17 protein-coding genes are annotated in these 23,082 nt (G+C 62.7%); 9 read left to right on the top strand and 8 right to left on the bottom strand.

The features are described 5' to 3' along the window. Positions 1–3: 3 nt before the first annotated feature. The 5 genes from ACSQ2A_RS11820 to ACSQ2A_RS11800 all read right to left on the bottom strand — a co-directional run bounded on the left by ACSQ2A_RS11820 (position 4) and on the right by ACSQ2A_RS11800 (position 5,871). On the bottom strand, positions 4–846 hold the full coding sequence (locus ACSQ2A_RS11820; RefSeq protein WP_436072409.1) for a carbohydrate ABC transporter permease: 843 nt from the start codon (positions 844–846) through the stop codon (positions 4–6). Beyond that, positions 836–1,753 carry a carbohydrate ABC transporter permease gene (locus ACSQ2A_RS11815; RefSeq protein ID WP_436072408.1) on the bottom strand — a complete coding sequence of 306 codons (918 nt, stop codon included), beginning with the start codon at positions 1,751–1,753 and terminating at the stop codon, positions 836–838. Before ACSQ2A_RS11815 ends, ACSQ2A_RS11820 begins: the two co-directional genes overlap by 11 nt. A gap of 176 nt (positions 1,754–1,929) precedes the next feature. Continuing rightward, positions 1,930–3,198, bottom strand: coding sequence for an ABC transporter substrate-binding protein (locus ACSQ2A_RS11810; RefSeq protein WP_436072407.1), 1,269 nt, complete (start codon positions 3,196–3,198; stop codon positions 1,930–1,932). A 28-nt stretch (positions 3,199–3,226) separates the two neighbouring features. Next, the gene (locus ACSQ2A_RS11805) at positions 3,227–4,840 is read right to left on the bottom strand and encodes an FAD-dependent oxidoreductase (RefSeq protein ID WP_436072406.1); all 1,614 of its coding nucleotides are present in this window, start codon (positions 4,838–4,840) and stop codon (positions 3,227–3,229) included. Next, entirely contained in the window at positions 4,837–5,871 is a 1,035-nt protein-coding gene (locus tag ACSQ2A_RS11800) for a LacI family DNA-binding transcriptional regulator (protein WP_436072405.1), read from the bottom strand. The genes ACSQ2A_RS11805 and ACSQ2A_RS11800 overlap by 4 nt, the downstream gene beginning before the upstream one ends. Before the next feature lie 313 nt (positions 5,872–6,184). Here ACSQ2A_RS11800 and ACSQ2A_RS11795 point away from each other — a divergent pair, with 313 nt between their 5' ends. After that, positions 6,185–6,721 (top strand): DUF2087 domain-containing protein, encoded by a 537-nt coding sequence (locus ACSQ2A_RS11795; RefSeq protein ID WP_436072404.1) that lies wholly within the window; start codon positions 6,185–6,187, stop codon positions 6,719–6,721. Here ACSQ2A_RS11795 and ACSQ2A_RS11790 read toward each other — a convergent pair. Together ACSQ2A_RS11790 and ACSQ2A_RS11785 are read right to left on the bottom strand one after the other, a co-directional pair. Beyond that, complete coding sequence (locus ACSQ2A_RS11790; RefSeq protein ID WP_436072403.1) at positions 6,718–6,924, bottom strand: hypothetical protein; 207 nt, start codon at positions 6,922–6,924, stop codon at positions 6,718–6,720. The genes ACSQ2A_RS11795 and ACSQ2A_RS11790 overlap by 4 nt on opposite strands. Before the next feature lie 34 nt (positions 6,925–6,958). Further along, a complete protein-coding gene (locus tag ACSQ2A_RS11785; protein ID WP_436072402.1) occupies positions 6,959–7,570 on the bottom strand; it encodes a LysE family translocator in 612 nt (203 codons plus the stop codon). A 184-nt stretch (positions 7,571–7,754) separates the two neighbouring features. Between ACSQ2A_RS11785 and ACSQ2A_RS11780 the strand changes: the two genes are divergently transcribed. Then, positions 7,755–9,338 carry an ABC-F family ATP-binding cassette domain-containing protein gene (locus ACSQ2A_RS11780; RefSeq protein WP_436072401.1) on the top strand — a complete coding sequence of 528 codons (1,584 nt, stop codon included), beginning with the start codon at positions 7,755–7,757 and terminating at the stop codon, positions 9,336–9,338. Positions 9,339–9,534: 196 nt separating this feature from the next. Here ACSQ2A_RS11780 and ACSQ2A_RS11775 read toward each other — a convergent pair whose 3' ends face one another. After that, positions 9,535–10,476, bottom strand: coding sequence for a nucleoside hydrolase (locus ACSQ2A_RS11775; RefSeq protein WP_436072400.1), 942 nt, complete (start codon positions 10,474–10,476; stop codon positions 9,535–9,537). Positions 10,477–10,616: 140 nt separating this feature from the next. On the opposite strand from ACSQ2A_RS11775, the gene ACSQ2A_RS11770 reads away from it, so the two are divergent. The 7 genes from ACSQ2A_RS11770 (at position 10,617) to ACSQ2A_RS11740 (ending at position 23,075) form a co-directional block, all read left to right on the top strand. Beyond that, a complete protein-coding gene (locus ACSQ2A_RS11770) occupies positions 10,617–11,867 on the top strand; it encodes an AI-2E family transporter (protein ID WP_436072399.1) in 1,251 nt (416 codons plus the stop codon). A 100-nt stretch (positions 11,868–11,967) separates the two neighbouring features. Further along, on the top strand, positions 11,968–13,821 hold the full coding sequence (locus ACSQ2A_RS11765) for a monovalent cation:proton antiporter-2 (CPA2) family protein (RefSeq protein ID WP_436072398.1): 1,854 nt from the start codon (positions 11,968–11,970) through the stop codon (positions 13,819–13,821). A 94-nt stretch (positions 13,822–13,915) separates the two neighbouring features. Beyond that, positions 13,916–16,387: a glycogen/starch/alpha-glucan phosphorylase gene (locus tag ACSQ2A_RS11760; protein ID WP_436072397.1), complete on the top strand. Its 2,472-nt coding sequence runs from the start codon at positions 13,916–13,918 to the stop codon at positions 16,385–16,387. A gap of 99 nt (positions 16,388–16,486) precedes the next feature. Then, a complete protein-coding gene (gene glgB, locus ACSQ2A_RS11755; RefSeq protein WP_436072396.1) occupies positions 16,487–18,676 on the top strand; it encodes a 1,4-alpha-glucan branching protein GlgB in 2,190 nt (729 codons plus the stop codon). Between the two features lie 55 nt (positions 18,677–18,731). Next, on the top strand, positions 18,732–20,003 hold the full coding sequence (glgC, locus tag ACSQ2A_RS11750) for a glucose-1-phosphate adenylyltransferase (RefSeq protein WP_436072395.1): 1,272 nt from the start codon (positions 18,732–18,734) through the stop codon (positions 20,001–20,003). Then, positions 20,003–21,463, top strand: a complete 1,461-nt coding sequence (gene glgA / locus ACSQ2A_RS11745; protein WP_436072825.1) for a glycogen synthase GlgA — start codon at positions 20,003–20,005, stop codon at positions 21,461–21,463. Before glgC ends, glgA begins: the two co-directional genes overlap by 1 nt. Continuing rightward, positions 21,444–23,075: an alpha-D-glucose phosphate-specific phosphoglucomutase gene (locus ACSQ2A_RS11740; RefSeq protein WP_436072394.1), complete on the top strand. Its 1,632-nt coding sequence runs from the start codon at positions 21,444–21,446 to the stop codon at positions 23,073–23,075. The genes glgA and ACSQ2A_RS11740 overlap by 20 nt, the downstream gene beginning before the upstream one ends. Positions 23,076–23,082: the final 7 nt, after the last annotated feature.

Here is a 23,082-nt window from a genome sequence, read left to right as displayed (position 1 = left end):
GGATCAGCCTTTCAGCCCGGTATGGGCGAGCCCTTCGACGAACTGCTTCTGCGCCACGATGAAGACCAGCAAAACGGGGATGGCGGTCATGGTGGCGGCGGCGAGCTGGATGTTCCACATGGCCCCGCCATAGGCGTCGGTGAACTGGGTCAGGGCCTGGGGCAGGGTGAACATCTGGGTCGAAGAGAGGAATACGATGGGTTCGAGATAGAGGTTCCACGAATGGAGGAAGGTGAAGATGGCCACGGCGCCGAGGGCGGGTTTCGCGAGCGGCAGGGCGATGGTCCAGAAGATCTTGAACCGGCCGAGGCCGTCGACGCGGGCGGCTTCCTCAAGCTCGTTCGGGAGCGCGATGAAGAACTGGCGCATAACGAAGGTGGCAAAGACCGAGGGTGCCCCGAAGATGGGAACGAGGATCAGCGGCCAATGGGTGTTGATCATGCCCCAGCCGAGGAAAATCTGAAACAGCGGGACGATGGTGACTTCGGAGGGGATCAGCAGACCAAGGAGCACGACCATGAAGATGGCATTGCTGAAAGGGAATTTGATGCGTGCGAAGGCGTAGCCGGCCATGGAGGAGATGACCATGGTGCCGCCGGTGACGAGGGCGGCGATATAGGCCGAGTTCCAGTATTGCCGGGCGAAGGGCTGCAGCTCGAAGACCTGGGCATAGGTCGAGAAATCGAAGCGACGCGGCCAGAGGTCGGGCGGGAAGGCGAAGATGTCGCTGATCGGTTTGACCGACGAGGTGATCATCCACCAGGTAGGGAAGACGAAGGGGATGAGCAGGACGCACATCAGCCCATAGAGGGCAGTCTTCATGCGGGGGCTGAGATCAGTTTTCATAGAAGACGATCCGCTTGCGGAGCTGCCACTGAACGAAGGTCAGGACCGCGACGATGACGAAGAGCAGGATCGACAGGGTCGAGCCATAGCCGAAGAAGTGGAACTGGAAGGCCTGCTGGTAGAGATAATAGACCAGAACCGTGGTGGTCATGCCGGGGCCGCCCTGGGTGAGGACGGCGATCTGGGCGAAGACCTGGAGGGAGCCGACGATGGTGATGATCGAGGTGAGTAGGATCGTCGGCGAAATCATTGGCAGGGTGATGCGGCGGAACTGCTTGAAACCGCTGGCACCATCGACCCGCGCGGCCTCGTAGAGTTCCTTGGGCACGCCCTGAAGGGCGGCGAGGAACAGGATCATGTTGAGGCCGACATTCTTGAAGACCTGCACGACGACGACGGAGATCATCGCGGTGGTTGGGGTGCGGAGCCAGTTAGGGCCTTCGATGCCGAGCATGGCCAGCATGCCGTTGATGCCGCCATTGTTCTGGAGGAGGAAACTCCAGACGATGGTCCATGCGACGAGGGAAACGACAACAGGTGAGAAGAACAGGGTGCGGAAGACGACCATGCCCTTGAGCTTCTGGTCGAGGAGGACGGCGAGGAGCAAAGCCAGCGACATGTTGAGGATGACGAGGCCGGCCGAGAAGATGGCGGAGGCGAGGAGCACCGAAGGCAGGTTCGGGTCGGCCAGCAGCATCTGGTAATTGGCCGCGCCGACGAAATTGAAGCTGGCGGCCAGGACGTTCCATTCGTGGAGCGAGTACCAGAAGACGAGGCCTAGAGGCACGAGCACGAAGGTGATGATGCCGATGAGCTGGGGCGCGATGAAGATATAGCCTGCCGCCGCGTCGCGCCGGGCGATGGTCCAGAAGGGGCGTTTTTGGTTTGGCGAGGCCGAGGCACTCATAGGTTTGGTTCCTTCGTCTCCCTCCCCCTTGTGGGGAGGGATCAAGGGTGGGGGGAACCACGCGCGGAGCGTGTGGAGAGATACCCCCACCCTGCTCGATCACGGACTTAGCGAGCTAAGTCCTATCTCGCGTCCCTCCCCACAAGGGGGAGGGTGGGGTGCGGTGGTTGGCAGAACTAGCGTGCCAGCAGAGGGCTGACGCTGGAACACACGTTTGCGAGCACGGCGGCGACGTCGGCTTCCGGCACCCAGAGAGCGTCGAGGCCGGCGCGGATGGTCTGCTGGATCTGGGCGAAGTTGGTGTGGCCCGGCAGAACGGTGCCGTTGGAGATGCCTGCGATCACGACGTTTTCGATCTGCTCGGCGGAGAGCAGGGGATTGGTCGAGGCGAGGGTTTCGGCATTGAGGAGGCTGGCGCGGGCCGGCGGGAAGAACTGGGCCAGCTGCTTGGAATTTTCGGCATTGGTCATGTAGCCGAGGAATTCGACGGCGACGTCCTTGTTGGCGCCCTTGGCGAAGGCACCGACACCGGCCTGGCCGACGACGGAATATTCACCGGCAGGGCCAGCCGGGAGCGGCACGAGGTCCCAATCGAAGGGGTTTTCCTTGGGCAGCAGCGAGGCACGGCTGATCTGGGTGATGGTCATGCCGGTTTCGCCAGCGAAGAAGTCGATGTCTTCGCCCGGGCCAGGCATGGCCTTGTCGGTAAAGACAGCCTTGTGGATGGCGGTCAGCGCGTCGACCATGGCCGGATCGGTGAATGTGCAGGTCTTGCCATCGGCGCTCCAGGGCGCGGCGCCCCAGCCGTTCCAGATGGAGGCCAGGTTCTGCCAGGTCTGGAACTTGAAATCGCGGACGACGAGGCCGGTCTTGCCGGACTGGCCGACAGTGGCGGCCGAGGCGAAGGCGTTATCCCAGGTCCATTCGCCGGCGGCGATCAGTTCGGCCGGGGTTTTGGCGCCCGCGGCCTTCAGCACATCGTTGTTCGCGAAAATGGCGAAGGGCGAGGTGGAGAAGGGATAGGCGTAGAGCTGGCCGTCCTTGGTCCAGAGGGCGGTCGCCTTTTCCGAAACGTCGGCAAGGTCGTAGCCTTCGGTGGCGGCGAAGGCGTCGGTCAGCGGGGCGAGGGCACCGGAATTGACGAAGTCGGCGGCGGTGGTTTCGAGAATCCAGGCGAGGTCAGGCGGGTTGCCGCCGGCGATCTGGGTGGTCAGGGTCGTCGTATAGCTGTCGAAGGGCAGCGGTTCGAAGGTCACCGAGACATTGGGGTGGGTGGCCTTAAAACCTTCGGCGATCTCGTTGAACATGGCCAGATGCGCCTCGTTGGCGCTCCAGATGGTCATGCGCAGATTGACTGCGTCCTGGGCCCAGGCCGTGCCGGCGGCGGCAAGGCCCAGGATGATGCCGGCCGTTGCGGCCGTGGTTTTCAATAGATGCTTTGTCATTGTTTCCTCCCTGGATGACATGAGTTCGTTAGTAGCCACGCACGTCGGGCCAGCGGATTTCGATGCCTTCCGCATAGAGACGTGACTGGAAATCGGTGAGCAGGGCGTCGTCAGCCTGCACCTGGTGCGGCGTGAGCCCGTGGTTGAGGCAGTGGGCGGCGAGGAGGCCAGCGACTTCGCCGACGTTCCACTCGACCGGATGCAGCCGGTAGCAGCCATTGGTGATGTGGGTGGTGCCCATGTTCTTGCCGCCGGCCAGCAGATTCTTGACGCGGCGCGGCAGGAGCGAGCCGAGCGGGATTTCGAAGGGCGCGGATTCGACGTCGACATAGTTGTCGCCACCCGTCGAGGGGTGGAGGTCGATGCGGTACATGCCGATGCCGACGCTGTCGCGATACTGTTTGGACAGCGTGTTGCCATGGATGGTCATCGAGACGTCCTGCTCAACGATGCGGGTGACGGGCAGGATGCGGCGGCTTTCGCGGATATAGGGGGCCATGGCGAGGCCATGGTCGGTGCCGGTGATGTCGCCACGGAGGCGGAGGCCCGGGAAACCCTGGCCGCCATCGAGGCGGGGGGCTTCGGTCTGGAGCCAATAGAAGACGGAATAGGAAAGGTCGGCGGCGGATTTTAGGTGCGCGGCCTTCTCCTCTTCGGAGACGTCGATGATGGAGCCGAGCATGTAGTCGATCATCGGCCAGTTCACGAGGCAGATGTCGGAGCCATAGGCGCCGGGCACGAAATTGCGGCGGGCGGCGATGCGGCGGAAGGTCCAGAGATTGCCGTCGCCGGGATTGCGGCGCTGATCGGCGTCGACCAGCAGCGGATCATCATCGGGGTTCGGCGTGAAGCTGCGCTCGGTGATTTCGAGGGTGCGAGGATGGGGCGCCTTGAAGCCGAGCAGCGGTCCGCCCCAGAAATCGGGCTGGTACTGGCGCCAGAAATCGTAATTGGCTGGCTTGTCGATCACCTGGTTGCCGTCGACATGGTCGATGGCGAAGCAGACGGAGACGGCCTGGACGTTATCGGGCTGGGCGGTATCGGGTGCGCTGGGCTCGCCGGTGTCGGACCGGGATTCGAAGCCCTTGGCGTATTCAGTGCCGGTGAGGGGCAGGAGGTCGCCGAGTTCGGTGGCGTCGACGACGTACGAGGCGGATACGGTGATTTCTGCGCCCGTGTCGCGGTGACGCAGGGTGATGGCGCGGACCGTGTCACCCTGCACGTCGGCGGCGATGGGCAAGTAGGGTTTTAGGACGCGGAGCTGGCCACCGCCGCGCCAGGGGGCGAGCATGGCTTCGATGACGGCGAGGCCGGTGCGCGGTTCGGCGCAGAGGCGGCTGACCCAGCCGGCGCCGGGATTGAGATCGCCCCAGGCGCGGCTCTCGGCGGTCAGCGGATAGTGGTCGCGATAATATTGACGGATGCCGTTGCGGAGCTGGCGATAAGAGCGGGTGATGCCGAACTGTTCCACCCAGGAGTGCTCATCTGGCGGCACGGCCTGGCTCGTGAGCTGGCCGCCGAGCCAGTCAAATTCCTCGGTGAGAATGACGGTGCGGCCCGAACGTAGCGCGCCGAGAGCGGCGGCAACACCACCGAGGCCACCACCGACGACGAGAAGATCAGCGGAAAGTTCTTTGGTCATTTGGTCTTCTTGGTTTTGGAGGAGGGAGCGCCGAGGGTGTCACCCTCGAGTGGCTCGCAATGGAGGAGGAGCTGTTCCACGGGGGCATCGTGCTCGACGCGGCGGACCAGCATTTCGGTGGCGGCGCGGGCCATGGCCTCGCGCGGGATAGCGAATGAGGTGAAGCGGCGGCCGGGTTCTTCGGCGCGGATGTGGTTGCCGAGGACGACGATAGAGAGATCGTCGGGGATGGAGAGGCCGCGCTCACGGGCGGCGTGTTCGATGGCGATGGCGTCGGCGAGTTCGGTGACGAAGACGCAGGTGGCGCCGGCCGAGAGCAGGATATCGAGGACCTCGTTGGGCGGGCGGCCGACCTCGAAGATCGAGGTGACGAGTTCGGCTTCGCCCACGGAGCGGGAAAAGCCATACCAGCGGTCGACGGTGGATTCGGCGCCTTCATTGAGGCCGACATAGGCGATGCGGCGATGGCCGTAGGATTTGGCGCGCTCGACCAGGGCGGACGTGGCGGGGGCGTAGTCGCCGCCGACATAGGGGACGGGGCCGCCGGCATCGTCGCGGCGACCGACGGCGACGAAGGGGAAATCGCCGGCGACGAGGCGAGCCAGCTCGGTATTGTCGAATTTGCGGCCGAGGATGACGCAGCCATCGGCGAGGCGTAGGCGGACATTGTCGCCAAAGATCTTGCGCTGCTGGCCGGCGCCGGTGAGCAGCAGCAGGTCGTAGCCGAGGGTTTGCGCGGCTTCTTCGATGCCGAAGAGGAAGGGCGTGAAGAAGTCGGCCTGACCGGAGGGGAAGGCGGGTTCGTAGGTGAAGACGCCGAGGATGCGGTTGAGGCCTTTCACCATTTTGCGGGCGACGGGATCGGCGACGTAGCCGGTGTCGCGGATGACCTTTTCGACGCGTTCGCGGGTTTCCGTGGGGATACGCGAGCGGCTGAGGGGCGTGCCGTTGAGCACTAGTGACACCGTGGCCTGGCTGACGCCGGCCAGCTGGGCAATGTCCCTTTGTGTCAGTCGCTTTACCGCGGCCAAGTCTTCCTCCCAGAAGTGCTGATACGTATTAGCAGCTAATGCGTATTAGCAACTTGCGGAGATGGGAGTCAAGCGGGGTGAATGGGTGGCAAATGCGGGGCTGTGGAAGCCGGGAGGGCAGGGTGGCTTGAAGTTATTGAGTGGCCGGGGTATTTCGGAGGCACGGTCTGCAGTTCACCGAGGCGTCGCCGTCCCGCAAGGGAAGCTAAACCTGCTCCAAGGAATACCGACAGGAACGTCCTCGTGCCTCGTCGAAAGCCGGTGACCATCGACACTGCCGAACAGGCAGTTGAGGCATGTACAAGGATGTGACATGTCGCGAGAAATTCACGCACTGACTATCGCCGATCTTTCGGCTTTTGCCCGCGCCCTGCGGGAGGCTCTGGCGCAGCGCGAGGCGCTGCCGGGGCACGTGGAGATGCTCAATCTCTTGAGCAAGTCTGCGGGTTACAAGAATTACCAGCATTTCCGGGCCGAGAGCGATGCCACCGAGCAGGTGCCGGTGGCGCCGAAGGCCGATTCCGAGCTGATCGAGCGGGTGGCGCGGCATTTTGATGAGCGCGGCGTGCTCATGCGCTGGCCGGCGAAGAACAGTTTGCAGCCGCTTTGCCTCTGGGCGCTGTGGAGCCGGATGGAGGCGGGCCGAGTCTATTCGGATGCCGAGATGACGGCGCTGCTGACGGCGTGGGCGAGTTTTGGTGACCATGCACTGCTTAGGCGGGCGCTGGTGTCGCTGGGCTATGCCACGCGCAGCAAGGATGGGCGGATCTATCAGCGGATCGAGCAGAAGCCGCCAGTGGAGCTTTCGCCGCTACTAAGGCGGGTCAGGCGAGCGGCGGAGGTGGCTTAGGCCGTCTTGTTCATACTGCGCTGGCTGGCAATCTTGGCGACAAGATTGCCCATGCCCTGGGATTGGGAAAGCTGCACCGAGACCAGGCCAGTTGCCCGGCTGCTCTGGGACTGCACAGCCTCGTAAGCAGCTTTCCGCTTTTCGCGGTAGTACTGCATCTGCTCATAGCGGGACATCTGTGAGATGGTGCTGAGACTTGCCATGTATTGAGGCTGGCAAGAATTGGTTACTGTCAGATTAATGCTGAAGAACGACAAGTCCTGCGGCCGTCGCCATCATGGCGCCGGCAGTCTTGTTGAGGCGACCCAAGGCCTTTTCGCTCTTGAACATTTCGCGGGCCGCTGAGGCGAGCCACGCATAACCACAGCCGATCAGCAGCAGGACGACGACCACGATGGCGGTCAGCTCGATGAAGGCGATGGGGTTCATCTGATCGAGTGGAATCACCGTCGGCAGAATGGCGAGGTAGAAGACGATGGTCTTCGGATTGCCCATGGTGAGGGAGAAGCCGGCGAGGAAAGTCTTCCAGGGGTCTTCGTTCTTGGGCTTCATCTGCTCGGCGCCCGGTTTTGCGGTCCAGAACTTCCAGGCGATGTAGAGCAGGTACGCTGCGCCGGCCCAGCGGACGATAACGAAGATCGGGCCGAACCATGTGGCGATGGCGGCGAGGCCGAAGACGGCGAAAACGAAATAGACGAGATCGCCGGCCAGGATGCCGAGAACCATGGGGAACGCACCTTTGAAGCCGCCGCCAAGAGCGCGGGCGACCACTGCCGCAACGCCGGGGCCGGGCACGAGCACGGCAATGGCATAGGCGACGGTGAAGGCGGCGAGGGTGAAAAGATCCATGGTGGCGATCCGCTTAAAATAGAGGCGGGACACTACTCCCGGGGGCGGTGATTTGCCAGAGGGCGGTTGACGCTGCGTCTCGCTGCGCTATTTATGGCGCATCGCAACTCGACCGGATGGTGCCCAATGGATCGTTTCTCCAACGCAATGCCGACCTGCCTTGCCCTTGGAGAATTCTCGATCCATGCCCGTTTCCGTAACGATTTCGCATCTTTCCTATACCGGTCCTGACGGCCACAAACTCTTTTCCGACCTTGATCTGACCTTTGGCCCGGGCCGCACAGGCCTTGTGGGGCGCAATGGCGTGGGCAAGACCACGCTGCTGCGGCTGATCGCCGGCGAGCTGACGCCGAGCGGCGGCGCGATCAGCGGCATGGGTCGCATGGGCGTGCTGCGACAGCAGGTGCAGCCCGGCGAGGGCGAGACCATTGCCGATCTCTTTGGGGTTCGCGATGGGCTGGTTCTGCTCGCCAAGGCGATGAGCGGGGAGGCAACGGTCGATGAACTGGCCGAGGCCGACTGGACGCTGGAGGCGCGGCTTGAGGCGGCGCTGGCGCAGTTGGGTCTGCCGGTGACGCCGGAGACGCTGCTCTCCACATTGTCGGGCGGGCAACGGACGCGGGCCGCGCTCGCGGCTTTGGTGTTTGCCGAGCCGGACCTGATCCTGCTCGATGAGCCGACAAATAATCTCGATGCCGAGGGCAGGGCCGCGGTAGCGGAGCTGCTGGCGGGGTGGCGTGGTGCGGCCATTGTCGTGAGTCACGATCGCGGCTTGCTCGAGCAAGTTGATGCGATTGTTGAGCTAACGACGCTGGGTGCCAAGACCTATGGCGGTGGGTGGAGCCTTTATCGCGAGCGCAAGGCGCTGGAGCTGCAGGCGGCCGAGCATGATCGCGATGTGGCCGAGCGGCAGGTGCGTGACGTGGCGCGCAAGGCGCAGGAGGCGCGGGAGAAGCAGGCGCAGCGCGATGCTGGTGGGCGGAAGAAGGGCGCCAAGGGGGATATGCCGAAAATCCTGGCTGGTGGGCTGAAGCGACGGGCCGAGGAAACGGCGGGCGGGCTCGACACGCTGGCGGAGAAGATGGCGAGTGCGGCGGGGGAGCAGGCGCGGGCGGCGCGGGAGCGGATCGAGGTTCTTACCCCTTTCGCGGTGAAGCTGGCGCCGAGCAATTTGCCAGCCGGCAAGGTGGTTTTGCGGGCGAGCGGATTGACCGGTGGCTATGATGAGGCGGCGCCGACTATTCGAAATTTCGAGATGGAGATCATCGGGCCGGAGCGGGTGGCGGTGACTGGTCCCAATGGGGCCGGGAAGACGACGCTGATAAAACTGCTTACCGGGCAGTTGGCGCCATTCGCGGGGTCGGTGCAGATCGGTGGGCCGATGGCGCTGCTCGATCAGCAGGTGGGGCTGCTGGATCGGGGCGAGAGCATTGTCGAGAATTTCAGGCGGCTCAATCCCGAGAGTTCGGAGAATGATTGCCGGTCATTGCTGGCGGCGTTCAGTTTTCGGGCGGATGCGGCGCTGCAGAAGGTGGGGACGCTGAGCGGCGGGGAGATGCTGCGGGCGGGGCTGGCTTGCGCGGTGGGCGGGAAGACGCCGCCGATGCTGCTGGTGCTCGATGAGCCGACCAATCATCTCGATGTCGAGGCGGTGGAGAAGATCGAGGCGGGATTGCGCGCGTTCGATGGGGCGATCCTGGTGATCAGCCATGATCGGGCGTTTTTGGAGAATATCGGGGTGACGCGGGAGGTGGGGCTGGGCGGCTAGACCCAACCTCATCTGCTGGCGTCACCACCGGGCTTGTCCCGGTGGTCCATGCTTGTGGCGAGATGGATTGCCGGGACAAGCCCGGCAATGACGATAGAGGGGCGACAAACGCGGTGTCATTCCCGCGAAGGCGGGAATCTCTGCTTGGAAAGGAGATCCCCGCTTTCGCGGGGATGACGCGGTGCGTGGGGCAATTCTACGGCAACCGCGCGAGACGCTCGGTGAGGAGCTTGTAGAAGCCCTCGGCGTTGCCGTTGCGGAGGTAGGTGGCGTTACGCGGTTTGTCGGTGACGTGCCAGTAGTCGGTGACGGTCATGCCGACCGTCAGCTCGCTCGCGGTTTCGATGGTCACGTTGCATTCGCGGCCTTCGAAGAGGGTGGGGTCGAGGAGGTAGGCGATGACTGTGGGGTCGTGGAGGGGCGCGCCATCCCAGCCGTATTTCTTCAAATCAAAACCTTCGGAGAAGGTCAGCATGTCGTAGACGGCCTGGCCGGAACGATTGCCGAGGGCCTTGATGGCGTTGAGGCGGGCGGGGGTCGACTGGATTTGATGAGTCACATCAAGCGGTAGCACGGTGATCTTGATGCCGCTGCGGAAGACGATGTCGGCGGCTTCCGGGTCGACATAGATGTTGAATTCAGCCGCCGGGGTGATGTTGCCGACCTCGAAATAGGCGCCGCCCATCATGACGATCTCGGCGACGCGTTCGGCGATTTTTGGCTCCTTGACGAGGGCCATGCCGATATTGGTCAGCGGCCCGAGGGTGCAGAGCGTGATGGTTTTCGGCTCGGCATTCATCAGGGTTTCGATGATGTAGTCGACGCCGTGCTGGGCCTGGAGCTCGACCCTTGGCGCGGGCAGGTCGGGGCCATTGAGGCCGGTATCGCCGTGGACGTGTTCGGCGGTGACCAGGGTACGGCGCATTGGGCGGGCGCAGCCGGCATAGACGGGGACTTCCGGGCGGCCGGCGAGCTCGATGATTTTCCGCGCATTGGTGGCGTTGTGGTGGAGGCCGACATTGCCGGCCACGGCGACGACGCCGAGGACGTCAAAATCCTCGGGCGAGGCCAGCGCCAGCAGAATGGCGACGGCGTCGTCCTGACCGGGGTCGGTGTCGATGATGATCTTGCGCGGCATGGATAGTCCCTGGACAAACCTAGTGAAAACGGCGCGACTTTAGCGGCGCCCGAGGCGGCGGTCGACTGGGCAATGGGGCAAAGGAACGCTCATCGACAGGCAACGTTGTAGGGGCAGCGTCATCGAGCTCGAAAGCCACCATGAAAGCCCCTTCTCCGCCCGAAGAGATGAATGAAAGTCAGTTCGAGCGCGTGCTCGACAATGCTGCGCGCCTGTCCGTAGTGGCGATCGGGGCCGTGGTCCTGCTCTTCGTCCTGCAGGCAGGGCAGCTGTTTCTGGCGCCGATTACCCTGGCCATCGTCATCGGGCTGATGTTCGGGCCGGTGGCCGATCGGCTGGAGGCGGTGGGCATACCGCCGGCGCTGTCCGCTGCCGTAGTGGTGCTCCTGCTGCTCGGCGTCATTGCGGCGGGTATCGTGGCCTTCGCCTTGCCGCTCAGCGAATGGGTGGCGCGGGCGCCGTTGATCTGGGAGAAATTGCAGGCGCAATTGGCTAATCTCAAAGAGCCGCTCGAAAGCTTCTCGCAGTTCCAGTCGCAACTCAGCGAGGTTTTTGGCGGTGGCTCGGCGGCGATGAACGTCAATGTCGAGGACGGCAGCGCTGTCACAAGTGTGGCGCTGCTGGCGCCCGCATTGCTGGCGCAAATCCTGATCTTTCTGGCCAGCCTCTATTTCTTTGTCGCGACGCGCGATCATATCCGCATTTCGGTCCTGTCGCTGTGCGTGACGCGGCGGATGCGCTGGCGCACGGCGCATGTGTTTCGTGATGTCGAGACCAAGGTCAGCAAGTTTCTGCTCTCCATCACCTTCATCAATGTCTGTGTTGGCATTGCCGTGACGCTGGTCATGTGGGCGATCGGCATGCCTTCGCCGATCCTTTGGGGGGCGCTGGCGGCGGTGCTCAACTACATTCCCTATGTGGGGCAGGGTACGATGATCCTGATCCTCCTCGCCGTGGGGCTGGGGACGCAGACGCGGATCGAACAGATCCTGTTGCCGGCGCTGTGCTATTTGGGCGTCAACTTCATCGAAGGTCAGATCGTGACGCCGCACTTCATCGGCCGGACGATGACTCTCAACCCCTTCATGATCTTTCTCTCGATCACGTTCTGGCTTTGGGCCTGGGGGCCGGTGGGTGGCCTCGTGGCCGTGCCGACGCTGTTGATGGCGACCTCGATCCTGACCCATGCGCTGCCGAGCAAGCCAGTCGCGCCAAAGCGGCCGGTGCGGCGCACGCGCAGGATGACGGAGCGCGACGAATTGCTGGCCAATGCCGCCCAGGCGATCAAGGAACAGCGGCAGGATGCCCAGAACGGCGAGGAGAAGCGCAAGCAGGAGCGACTGGAGCCACCTGAAGGAACTGCGCCCACGGGTGTAGAGACGTCCAGCTAGGGCTAGCCAGCGCGGGGCACCCTTGCAGTCCGAAGCCTTGACGGAAAGTGCCTGCGCCGACCAGTGTCGTCCTGACTAGACGAGACGGGGAATACGAATCATGGCCGGAGAAGCTGTCATCCATGCTGCCGAGGCCGCGCATAGCGGCGTCGATCTGGTCCCCATCGTGGCCCTGCTCGCCGCCGGTGTCGTGGCCGTGCCGTTGTTTCGACGTATCGGGCTCGGCTCTGTGCTGGGCTATCTGGCGGCGGGGTTGCTGCTGGGGCCGTCGGGAATCGGGCTTATCGCCGATCCGAGCTCGGTGCTGCATCTGGCCGAGCTTGGCGTCGTGCTGTTCCTCTTCATCATCGGGCTCGAGATGGAGCCGAGCAAGCTCTGGGCCCTGCGCAAGCAGATCTTTGGGCTGGGCGTCATTCAGGTCGCGTGCTGCGGCCTGTTGTTGACCGGCGTTGGTCTGCTGCTCGGTTTTGCCCCGGTGGTGGCGTTCATTTTCGGCATGGGCTTTGTGCTGACCTCGACGGCAATCGTGATGCAGATTTTGGCGGAACGCGGGGAGCTGGCGTCGGAAAGCGGGCAGAAGATGGTGTCCATCCTGCTGCTCGAAGACCTCGCCATCGTGCCCCTGCTGGCTGTCGTCGCGATCCTGGCACCCACGGCAGCGGATCAATCCATGCTCGCGCGCGCCATCGGGTTTGCCAGCGCCATCGGCGCCATCCTGTTGCTGATCGTACTGGGGCGGCGGGTGATGAATCCGTTCTTTGCCCTTCTCGCGTCTTCCAAGGCGCGTGAGGTAATGACGGCGGCCGCACTGCTGGTGGTGTTGGGCGCGGCTTTGCTGTTCCAGGTGAGCGGTCTTTCCATGGCCATGGGTGCATTCCTCGCTGGTGTGCTGCTGTCCACCTCGACTTTCAGGCATCAGCTCGAAGCCGATATCGAGCCGTTCCGCGGGCTCTTGCTGGGGCTTTTCTTCCTTGCCGTGGGCATGTCGCTTGATCTGGCGATCGTCGGGGAGAACTGGCAGCTCATCGCGATCAGCGTACTGGCCTTCATGGTGGTCAAGGCGGTGGCGATCTATGTGATCGCGCGGGTGCTGCGCTCGGGGCATGGAGAGGCGCTGGAGCGGGCCGTGCTGATGGGGCAGGGCGGCGAATTTGCCTTCGTGCTCTACACGACCGCCGTTTCGGCCGGGATCATCGACGGACCGAGCAATGCGATCTTCACGGCGACGGTGATCATTTCCATGGTGCTGACGCCGTTCGCCATGATCGGCCTGCGCTATTTCATGCCCAAGCGCGTCGAGTCGATGGATGGAGTCGAGACGGTCGAGGGTTTGAGCAACAGGGTGCTGATCATCGGCTTTGGGCGCTTCGGGCAGATCGCCAGCCAGCCGCTGCTGGCCATGCGCCATTCGGTTTCGATCATCGACAATGACACCGACATGATCCGCGCCGCCGCGCAGATCGGGTTCAAGGTCTACTATGGCGATGGCACGCGGCTCGACATTCTGCGCGCTGCAGGCGCCAACACGGCGGACCTGATCCTGGTCTGCACCGAGCAAAAAGAGCAGACGACCCGGATCGTCGAATTGCTGCGCGACGAGTTCCCGCTGGCGCGAGTCATGGCGCGGGCCTTCGACCGGTCGCACAGCATCGAGCTGATCCGAGCCGGCGTGGAATATCAGCTACGCGAAACCTTCGAATCGGCCGTGTCCTTCGGTGGCGCCGCCATCACCATGCTCGGCGCGAGCGAGGAAGAAGCCAGCGAAATCATCGAGGGCGTGCGTGCGCGCGACCGGCAGCGGTTCGAGCTGCAACTGGGCGGGGAGGACTGGCGGAACCTCAACCGGCTGCTGATCAGCAACGCCCAGGACCAGGCGCGCGAGGGCGGCGTGCTGGTTTCCGAAGAGAGCGCCGAGGATGCCGTAGCCCATTCCGTGCCCGCTCAAGAGACCTAATTTTCTCCTCTCCAAGGGGGCTTTCCGATGCACAAATTAAGTGCAAGAGTGAGCACATTAGAGGGGAACATCGTCATGAACACTGGATTGCGATATGCCGCAAAAGCCGATCGTCTACGATGCTCCGACGCCCGAGCCCCGTGCCTCAACCGTTGAAGCCATTCAGGCAGAAATCCTTGAAAGGCTGATCTATTCGGTCGGCAAGGACCCGATTGTCGCGCGACCGCATGACTGGCTGCGCGCCACTATTCTGGCAGTGCGCGACCGCATCATGGATCGCTGGATGGAGAGTTCGCGCGAGACCTGGCGCACGTCCAACAAGCGCGTCTACTATCTCAGCCTCGAGTTCCTGATCGGCCGCCTGATGCGCGATGCGATCAGCAATGTCGGGCTGATGGAGCCAGTGCAGCAGGCGCTGAAGAACCTCAATGTCGACCTGGGCGACCTGATCAATCTCGAGCCCGACGCGGCACTGGGTAATGGCGGCCTTGGTCGTCTTGCGGCGTGTTTCCTCGAATCCATGTCGTCGGTGAAAATCCCGGCCTATGGCTATGGCATTCGCTATGTGCATGGCCTTTTCCGCCAGGAAATGAGCGAGGGCTGGCAGGTCGAACTGCCGGAGGACTGGCTCGCCCATGGCAATCCGTGGGAATTCGAACGTCGCGAAAGCGCCTACGAGGTTGGCTTTGGCGGTCACGTCGAGCCGATCACCGACCCCGACGGGGTGATGCGGCATGAATGGCGGCCGAATGAGCATCTGCTCGCGGTGGCCTATGACACGCCTATCGTTGGATGGCGCGGGAGCCGCGTGAACACGCTTCGACTCTGGAGCGCACAGCCGATCGACCCGATCCTGCTCGACAAGTTCAATTCCGGCGACCATATCGGCGCGCTGGAAGAGAGCGCCAAGGCCGGGGCGATTACGCGGATTCTTTATCCGGCGGATTCAACGCCGGCGGGGCAGGAGCTGCGGTTGCGGCAGGAGTTCTTCTTCTCCTCGGCCTCGCTGCAGGACATCGTGCGCCGGCACCTTCAGCAGTATGGCGATCTCGGTTCGCTGCCGGATAAGGTGGCGATCCAGCTCAACGATACCCATCCGGCCATTTCGGTGGCCGAGCTGATGCGCATCCTCGTCGATGACAATGGGATCAAGTGGGCGGATGCCTGGAAGCTCACCAAGGGCACCTTCGGCTATACCAATCACACCCTGCTGCCCGAGGCGCTGGAAAGCTGGCCGGTGGCGCTGCTGGAGCGGTTGCTGCCGCGGCACATGCAGATCGTCTACCAGATCAATGCCGATGTGCTGGCCGAGGCACGCGGCCGGGCAAAGTTCACCGACCAGCAGATCGCGGCGGTGTCGCTGATCGATGAGCATGGCGGGCGCCGCGTGCGCATGGGGCAATTGGCCTTTGCCGGGTCGCATTCGGTCAATGGCGTTTCCGCGCTTCATACCGAATTGATGAAACAGACGGTGTTTGCTGATCTCCACCGGCTCTATCCCGAGCGCATCAACAACAAGACCAATGGCATTACGCCGCGACGCTGGCTGATGCAGTGCAATCCGGGACTGACCAAGCTCGTCAGCGACCGGATCGGGCCGGATTTCCTCGACGATATCGAGAAGCTCCATGGTCTTGGCGCGCATGCCGAAGACCCCGGTTTCCAGAAGCAGTTTGCGGCGGTGAAGCGCGCCAACAAGGAGCGGCTGGTCAAGCTGATAAAGGAGCGGATCAACGTGACGGTGTCGCCGGATGCGCTCTTTGACGTGCAGATCAAGCGCATCCACGAGTACAAGCGGCAGCTGCTCAACATCATCCACGCCGTCGCGCTCTATGACGAGATCCGTGCCCATCCCGAGAAGGACTGGGTGCCGCGCGTGAAGATTTTCGCGGGCAAGGCGGCGCCGAGCTATTGGAATGCCAAGCTGATCATCAAGCTGATCAATGACGTGGCCAAGGTGATCAACCATGACCCGGCAGTGCGGGGTCTCCTGAAGGTTGTGTTCCTGCCGAACTACAATGTCAGTCTTGCCGAAATGATCGTGCCGGCGGCCGATCTCAGTGAGCAGATTTCGACGGCGGGCATGGAAGCCTCGGGCACCGGCAATATGAAGTTCATGGCCAACGGTGCAATCACCATCGGCACCATGGATGGCGCCAATGTCGAGATGCACAAGGAAGTCGGCGACGACAATATCGTCATCTTCGGCCTGACCACCGAGCAGGTCGAGGACAAGCGCAGCCGTAGCGAAGTGCCGCGCGGCACGATCGACAAGTCGCCGCGCCTGCGTGAGGCGCTGGAGGCGATTTCTTCGGGCGTGTTCTCGCCGGACGATCCGAACCGTTATCGCGACCTGATCGGCGGGCTCTACGACCATGACTGGTTCATGGTGGCGCGCGATTTCGATGCCTATTGGGCGGCGCAGGCCAAGGTCGAAAAGATCTGGGCGGACCGGCCGCGCTGGGACGCGATGGCCATTCGCAACACTGCGAATGTCGGTTTCTTTTCGTCTGACCGGACGATCAGGCAATATGCTGCCGACATCTGGAACGTGCAGACCGCATAACAGAAGAAGACGGGTCGCGGCTTCACGTCAGCGAAACTGCGACCTTTCCAGATTACGATCGCCGACATTGAATCGGCCGGTCACGGGGGGATATGAGGCGTGAGCAGGGAAACTTGGCAGGCCGATAGCCATGACGTCGAAGATATCGTGGCAGGTCGCCACAGAGATGCTTTCGGCGTGCTTGGTTTGCACGAAGTCGACGGACAATGGGTGCTGCGCGCCTTCATTCCGCATGCGGAATCGGTGACGGCTTCTACGCTCGATGGGAAGGAACTCGGGGTTCTCTATCCCCGTCATGCCGGTGGCGTGTTCGAGGGGAAGGTGGAGATCGACCGGCGGCAGCCGATCCGCTTCCGTGCCAAGAATGCGGGCGGGGAATGGGATGTTTTCGATCCCTATTCCTTCGGGCCGGTGCTGGGGCCGATGGATGATTATTTCATCGGCGAAGGCAGCCATCTCAGGCTCTTCGACAAGCTCGGCGCCCATGAAATGGAATTCGAGGGTATCCACGGCACGCATTTCGCGGTCTGGGCCCCCAATGCGCTGCGCGTCTCGGTGGTTGGTGCGTTCAACCAGTGGGACGGACGCCGCAACCCGATGCGCAATCGCAATGGCATTTGGGAAGTGTTTATTCCGGTGCTTGGCACCGGGACGATCTACAAGTATGAAATCGTCGCGCCGGACGGCAAGGTCTTGCCGCTCAAGGCCGACCCTTTCGCCCGGCAGGCAGAATTGCGTCCGCGCACGGCCTCGGTGGTGCCCGATCCGACCCCATTCACCTGGTCGGACCAGAAATACATGGAAGAGCGCGCCACTCACGATTGGCGGCGCACGCCGATGTCGATCTATGAGGTGCATCTGGGCTCTTGGCGGCGGCGGCCGGATGGCTCGTTCCTCAGCTACGATCAGTTGGCCGAGCAGCTCGTGCCCTATGCCGCCGATATGGGGTACACCCATCTCGAATTCCTGCCGGTTTCCGAGCATCCGTTCGATCCGAGCTGGGGTTATCAGCCGACGGGGCTTTTCGCGCCGACATCGCGCCATGGCGATCCTGCCGGCTTTGCGCGGCTGGTGAATGCGGCGCATGAGGCGGGGCTGGGCGTCATCCTCGACTGGGTGCCGGCGCATTTCCCGACCGACGAATTCGGGCTCGCGCGGTTCGACGGCACGGCGCTCTATGAGCATGCCGATCCGCGGCAGGGGTATCATCCGGACTGGAACACGGCGATCTACAATTTTGGGCGCAAGGAGGTTTCGGCCTTCCTGACCAATAGCGCGCTCTACTGGTTTGAAGTGTTCCATATCGACGGGTTGCGTGTCGATGCCGTGGCCTCGATGCTCTATCTCGATTATTCGCGCCAGCCGGGACAGTGGGTGCCCAACAAGCATGGCGGCAACGAAAACCTTGAGGCGGTGGCCTTTCTGCAGCGGGTGAATGCCGAGGTCTATCGGCAGTTTCCTGGCGCCTTCATGATCGCCGAGGAGTCGACCTCGTGGCCGGGTGTCAGCCATCCGACCTACAATGGTGGGCTCGGTTTCGGCTTCAAGTGGAACATGGGCTTCATGAACGACACGCTGCGTTTCATGAGCCGCAATCCCATCCATCGGCGCTATCACCACAACGACATGACTTTTGGGCTCATGTACGCCTTCAGCGAAAACTTCGTGCTGCCGCTGAGCCATGACGAAGTGGTGCATGGCAAGGGCGCGCTGCTCTCGAAAATGCCGGGGGATGACTGGCAGCAATTCGCCAATCTCCGGGCCTATCTCGCCTTCATGTGGGGCCATCCGGGCAAGAAGCTGCTGTTCATGGGCCAGGAATTTGCCCAGCGCGAAGAGTGGTCGGAAAGCCGCGGGCTCGACTGGTGGCTGCTCGAGGCTGCGCCGCATGAGGGGATGCGGCGGCTGGTGGCCGATCTTAATGCGGCCTATCGCAGCCTGCCGGCTCTGCATGAGCATGATTGCGAGCCCGAGGGCTTTGAGTGGCTGATCGGCAATGACCAGACCAATACCGTCTATGCGTGGGTGAGGAAGGCAGGGGATGCCGATCCGGTGATCGTCATCTCCAATTTCACGCCAGTGCCACGCAGCGGGTACAAGGTGCCGGTGCCCCTGGCGGGGCGCTGGGTGGAGAGGATCAATACGGATGCCGGCTGGTATTCCGGGGGCAATACCGGGAACCAGGGGGCAGTGATCGCGCATGCCGTCGAGGGGCGGCATTTGCCGGCGGAGATGGAACTTTATCTGCCGCCGCTGGCAACGCTGTTCCTGAAATATGAGCCGGAATGATCCGTATTGGGTGAATACGTCCCGCGGAAATGCGGGCAGGTGTGGAGGGAAATGAATGGCTGACTATCGAGTACCGTCTCCATTGGCGCGTGAAGCCATGGCCTATGTGCTTGCCGGGGGGCGCGGCACACGTTTGATGGAATTGACCGACCGGCGCGCCAAGCCTGCCGTCTACTTTGGGGGCAAGTCGCGTATTATCGACTTCGCGCTGTCCAATGCCATCAATTCGGGCATTCGCCGCATTTCGGTGGCGACGCAATATCAGGCGCACAGCCTGATCCGCCACCTGCAGCGCGGCTGGAACTTCTTGCGCACCGAGCGAAACGAAAGCTTTGACGTGCTGCCCGCGAGCCAGCGCGTGAAGGAAGACATGTGGTATGCCGGCACTGCCGATGCAGTGTACCAGAACATGGACATCATCGAGGATTATGGCGCGCGCTACATCGTGCTGCTGGCCGGCGACCACATCTACAAGATGGACTACGAAATCATGCTCCGGCAGCACGTTGATACGGGCGCGGACGTGACGATCGGTTGCCTCGAAGTGCCGCGCATGGAAGCTACGGGCTTTGGCGTGATGCATGTTGATGGGCGTGATCGGGTGGTCGATTTCGTCGAGAAGCCAAAGGATCCGCCGGGTATTCCGGACAAGCCGGACATGGCGCTGGCCTCCATGGGCATCTATGTCTTCGAAACGCGCTTCCTGATGGAACAGCTGCGCCGCGACGCAGCGACGGAAGGCTCTAGCCGCGACTTCGGCAAGGATATCATTCCCTATATCGTCAAGAACGGCACGGCCTGGGCGCATCGCTTCCCGCGCTCCTGCGTGCGCTCCAGTAACGAGACGGTTTCCTATTGGCGCGACGTGGGTACGGTCGACGCCTATTGGAAGGCCAATATCGATCTGACCGATATCAACCCGCAGCTTGATCTCTATGATCGTGACTGGCCGATCTGGACCTATGCGGAGATCACTCCGCCGGCCAAGTTCGTGCACGACTTCGACGGGCGCCGTGGGTCGGCGGTCAATTCGCTGGTGTCGGGCGACTGCATCATTTCGGGTGGTCATCTGCAGCGCACGCTGCTTTCGACCGGCTCGCGGGTGCACTCCTATTCGGTGCTCGATGAAGCGGTGGTGCTGCCCTATTGCGATATCGGACGCAATGCGCGGCTCAAGAAGGTCGTCATCGACCGCGGCGTTTCCATCCCTGAAGGGCTGGTTGTCGGCGAGGATCCGGAATTTGACGACAAGTGGTTCCGGCGGACGGAGGACGGGGTGACCCTCATTACCCAGGCCATGGTCAACAGGTATCTGGCTGATCGATGATCGAAGTTCTTTCCGTTGCCTCGGAAGTCTATCCGCTGATCAAAACCGGGGGGCTGGCCGACGTGGCCGGCGCCCTGCCGGCCGCGCTCGCCAAGAACGGCGTTTCCATGCGCACGCTGGTGCCGGGCTATCCCGCGGTCATGGCCAAGCTCGGACAATCGAGGGAGGTCTATTACTTCAGTGACCTCTTTGGCGTGACCGGCCGGCTGATTGCCGGACGGGCCGAAGGGCTGGACCTGATCGTGCTCGATGCGCCGGCGCTCTATGATCGGCCGGGCAATCCCTATATGGGCCCCGATGGCTGGGACTGGCCGGACAACTGGAAGCGCTTTGCGGCGCTTTCCTGGGTGGCGGCAGAACTGGGTGTGGGGCTGGTGGAAGGCTACCGGCCGCAGGTCATTCACGCGCATGACTGGCAGGCCGGGCTCGTTGCCGCCTATGTGAAATATGGGCCTTCGGCGACGCTGAAGACGGTGATGACCGTCCACAACATGGCGTTCCAGGGCACGTTTGGCGCCGACATCTTTGCGCAGATGCGCTTGCCGGCGCATGCCTTTTCGATGGAAGGCGTCGAGTATTTTGGCGGCGTCGGCTATCTCAAGGCCGGCGTCGAATGTGCCGATGTGGTGACGACGGTGTCGCCGACCTATTCGGCCGAAATCCGGACCCCGGCTTTCGGCATGGGGCTCGAAGGACTGCTCAACAATCGCTCCGGCACGGTGTTCGGTGTGCTCAACGGCATCGATATGGATGCCTGGAATCCAGCGACGGATCCGAGCCTGACTTCGACCTATACGGCCAATTCGCTCGGTAGCCGCGCCACCAACAAGGCGGCGGTGCAGGAAGCATTTGCGCTGGAGCCCTCCAGCGGGCCGCTGTTTGCGGTGGTGAGCCGGCTGACCTGGCAGAAGGGTATCGACCTTCTCGTCAACTGCATCGACATGATGGTCGAGGCGGGTGCGCAGCTTGCCGTGCTCGGTTCGGGCGAAGCGGAGCTGGAAAATGCTGTGCGTGGCGCGGCCATTCGGCATCCGGGCCGGGTTGGCCTCGTGACCGGCTACAATGAACGCCTGAGCCATCTGGTGCAGGGCGGAGCCGACGTGATGATGGTGCCCTCGCGCTTCGAGCCCTGCGGCCTGACGCAGCTCTATGCGCTGCGCTATGGCTGCATTCCGCTGGTCAGTCGCGTGGGCGGGCTCAATGATACGGTGATCGACGCCAATGTTGCCGCATTGCAGGCCGAGGTAGCGACCGGCGTGCAATTTGCGCCGCCTGATGAGGCCGCTCTGGCCAACGCCATCAGGCGCACGCTCGAACTCTACGCCGACGAGAAAAGCTGGAAGAAGATGCAGAGGCGGGGAATGAAATCGGATGTGAGCTGGGAATCCAGCGCCGCCCGTTATGCCCAGCTCTATGCATCGCTGATTGGACTGAAAGCCGATGACGATACAGATCATTAAGACCACGCCCTATGCCGACCAGAAGCCGGGCACTTCGGGCCTTCGGAAGCGAGTGCCGGTTTTCAGCCAGCCCAACTATGTCGAGAACTTTATACAGTCGATCTTCGACAGTCTCGAAGGGCTTGCCGGCCAGACGCTGGTGATCGGGGGGGACGGGCGCTTCTACAACGATGTCGCCATTCAGAAGGCGATCCGCATTGCCGCGGCCAACGGTTTCGGCAAGGTGTTGGTCGGGCAGGGTGGCCTGCTCTCGACGCCCGCGGCGAGCAATATCATTCGCCATTACAAGGCCTTCGGCGGACTTGTTCTGTCGGCGAGTCACAATCCGGGCGGGCCGGAAGGCGATTTCGGCATCAAGTACAATGTTGGGAATGGCGGGCCGGCGCCCGAGAAGATCACCGACGCAGTCTATGCCCGTACCAAGGTGATCGACAGCTACAAGACGCTCAATACGCCCGATATCGATCTGAGCAAGATCGGCACGCAGCAGGTGGGCGACATGGTGGTCGAGGTGATCGACCCCGTGAAGGACTATGCGGCGCTGATGCAGACGCTGTTCGACTTTGAAGCCATTCGTGGGCTGTTCCAGTCGGGCTTCACCATGACCTTCGACTCGATGCATGCGATCACCGGTCCCTATGCCAAGGCGATTCTTGAGGGCCTGCTTGGCGCTCCGGCGGGGACGGTGAAGAACGGCGTGCCGTCGCCGACCTTTAACCACGGCCATCCCGATCCGAACCTCGTCTATTGCAAGGACATGTACGACCTGCTGATGACCGAGGCGGGGCCGGATTTCGGCGCGGCTTCGGATGGCGACGGGGACCGTAACCTCATCATCGGCAAGAACCGCTTCGTGACGCCGTCGGACTCGCTGGCGTTGCTGGCAGCCAATGCGCACCTAGCGCCGGGCTATAAGGCGGGGATCGCCGGGATTGCCCGTTCCATGCCGACCAGCGCCGCCGCTGATCGCGTGGCGGAAAAGCTCGGCATTGAAATGCACGAGACGCCGACGGGCTGGAAGTTCTTCGGCAATCTGCTCGACGCTGGCCGGGTGACCATTTGCGGCGAGGAAAGCGCTGGTACTGGCTCGAACCATGTGCGTGAGAAGGATGGGCTCTGGGCCGTGCTGCTCTGGCTGAACATCCTCGCCGTGCGCAAGGAAAGCGTCGACGCCATCGTGCGCGAGCACTGGGCGACCTATGGGCGCAATTACTATACGCGCCATGACTATGAGGAAGTCGACAGCGCCATCGCCAACGCACTGGTCGATGACCTGCGCGGGCGGCTCTCGACGCTGCCGGGGCAGGTGCTCAATGGGCTCGAAGTCGCCTATGCGGATGACTTCACCTATCACGACCCGGTGGATGGCTCGACGAGCGCCAAGCAGGGTATTCGCATCGGGTTCAAGGACGGTTCGCGAATAGTCCTGCGGCTCTCAGGAACTGGCACGGTAGGCGCGACGTTGCGGGTCTACCTCGAACAGTATGAGCCCCCCAATGGAAACCACGATCTCGATACCCAGCGTGCCCTCGAGCCTCTTATCGGGATCACCGAAGACCTTGCCGGCATCAAGGCGCGGACAGGGCGCACCGAACCCAGCGTCATCACTTGAGCGCACA

Source organism: Devosia sp. LjRoot3 (assembly GCF_964252865.1).
Taxonomy (GTDB): Bacteria; Pseudomonadota; Alphaproteobacteria; order Rhizobiales; family Devosiaceae; genus Devosia.
This window is presented reverse-complemented; position numbering and strand designations above follow the sequence as displayed.

Bases quoted from the DNA above. Each gene is read 5' to 3' on its own strand.
- ACSQ2A_RS11820 (WP_436072409.1), bottom strand. From the start codon at position 846: ATGAAAACTGATCTCAGCCCCCGCATGAAGACTGCCCTCTATGGGCTG.
- ACSQ2A_RS11815 (WP_436072408.1), bottom strand. From the start codon at position 1,753: ATGAGTGCCTCGGCCTCGCCAAACCAAAAACGCCCCTTCTGGACCATC.
- ACSQ2A_RS11810 (WP_436072407.1), bottom strand. From the start codon at position 3,198: ATGACAAAGCATCTATTGAAAACCACGGCCGCAACGGCCGGCATCATC.
- ACSQ2A_RS11805 (WP_436072406.1), bottom strand. From the start codon at position 4,840: ATGACCAAAGAACTTTCCGCTGATCTTCTCGTCGTCGGTGGTGGCCTC.
- ACSQ2A_RS11795 (WP_436072404.1), top strand. From the start codon at position 6,185: ATGTCGCGAGAAATTCACGCACTGACTATCGCCGATCTTTCGGCTTTT.
- ACSQ2A_RS11790 (WP_436072403.1), bottom strand. From the start codon at position 6,924: ATGGCAAGTCTCAGCACCATCTCACAGATGTCCCGCTATGAGCAGATG.
- ACSQ2A_RS11785 (WP_436072402.1), bottom strand. From the start codon at position 7,570: ATGGATCTTTTCACCCTCGCCGCCTTCACCGTCGCCTATGCCATTGCC.
- ACSQ2A_RS11780 (WP_436072401.1), top strand. From the start codon at position 7,755: ATGCCCGTTTCCGTAACGATTTCGCATCTTTCCTATACCGGTCCTGAC.
- ACSQ2A_RS11775 (WP_436072400.1), bottom strand. From the start codon at position 10,476: ATGCCGCGCAAGATCATCATCGACACCGACCCCGGTCAGGACGACGCC.
- ACSQ2A_RS11770 (WP_436072399.1), top strand. From the start codon at position 10,617: ATGAAAGCCCCTTCTCCGCCCGAAGAGATGAATGAAAGTCAGTTCGAG.
- ACSQ2A_RS11765 (WP_436072398.1), top strand. From the start codon at position 11,968: ATGGCCGGAGAAGCTGTCATCCATGCTGCCGAGGCCGCGCATAGCGGC.
- ACSQ2A_RS11760 (WP_436072397.1), top strand. From the start codon at position 13,916: ATGCCGCAAAAGCCGATCGTCTACGATGCTCCGACGCCCGAGCCCCGT.
- glgC (WP_436072395.1), top strand. From the start codon at position 18,732: ATGGCTGACTATCGAGTACCGTCTCCATTGGCGCGTGAAGCCATGGCC.
- ACSQ2A_RS11740 (WP_436072394.1), top strand. From the start codon at position 21,444: ATGACGATACAGATCATTAAGACCACGCCCTATGCCGACCAGAAGCCG.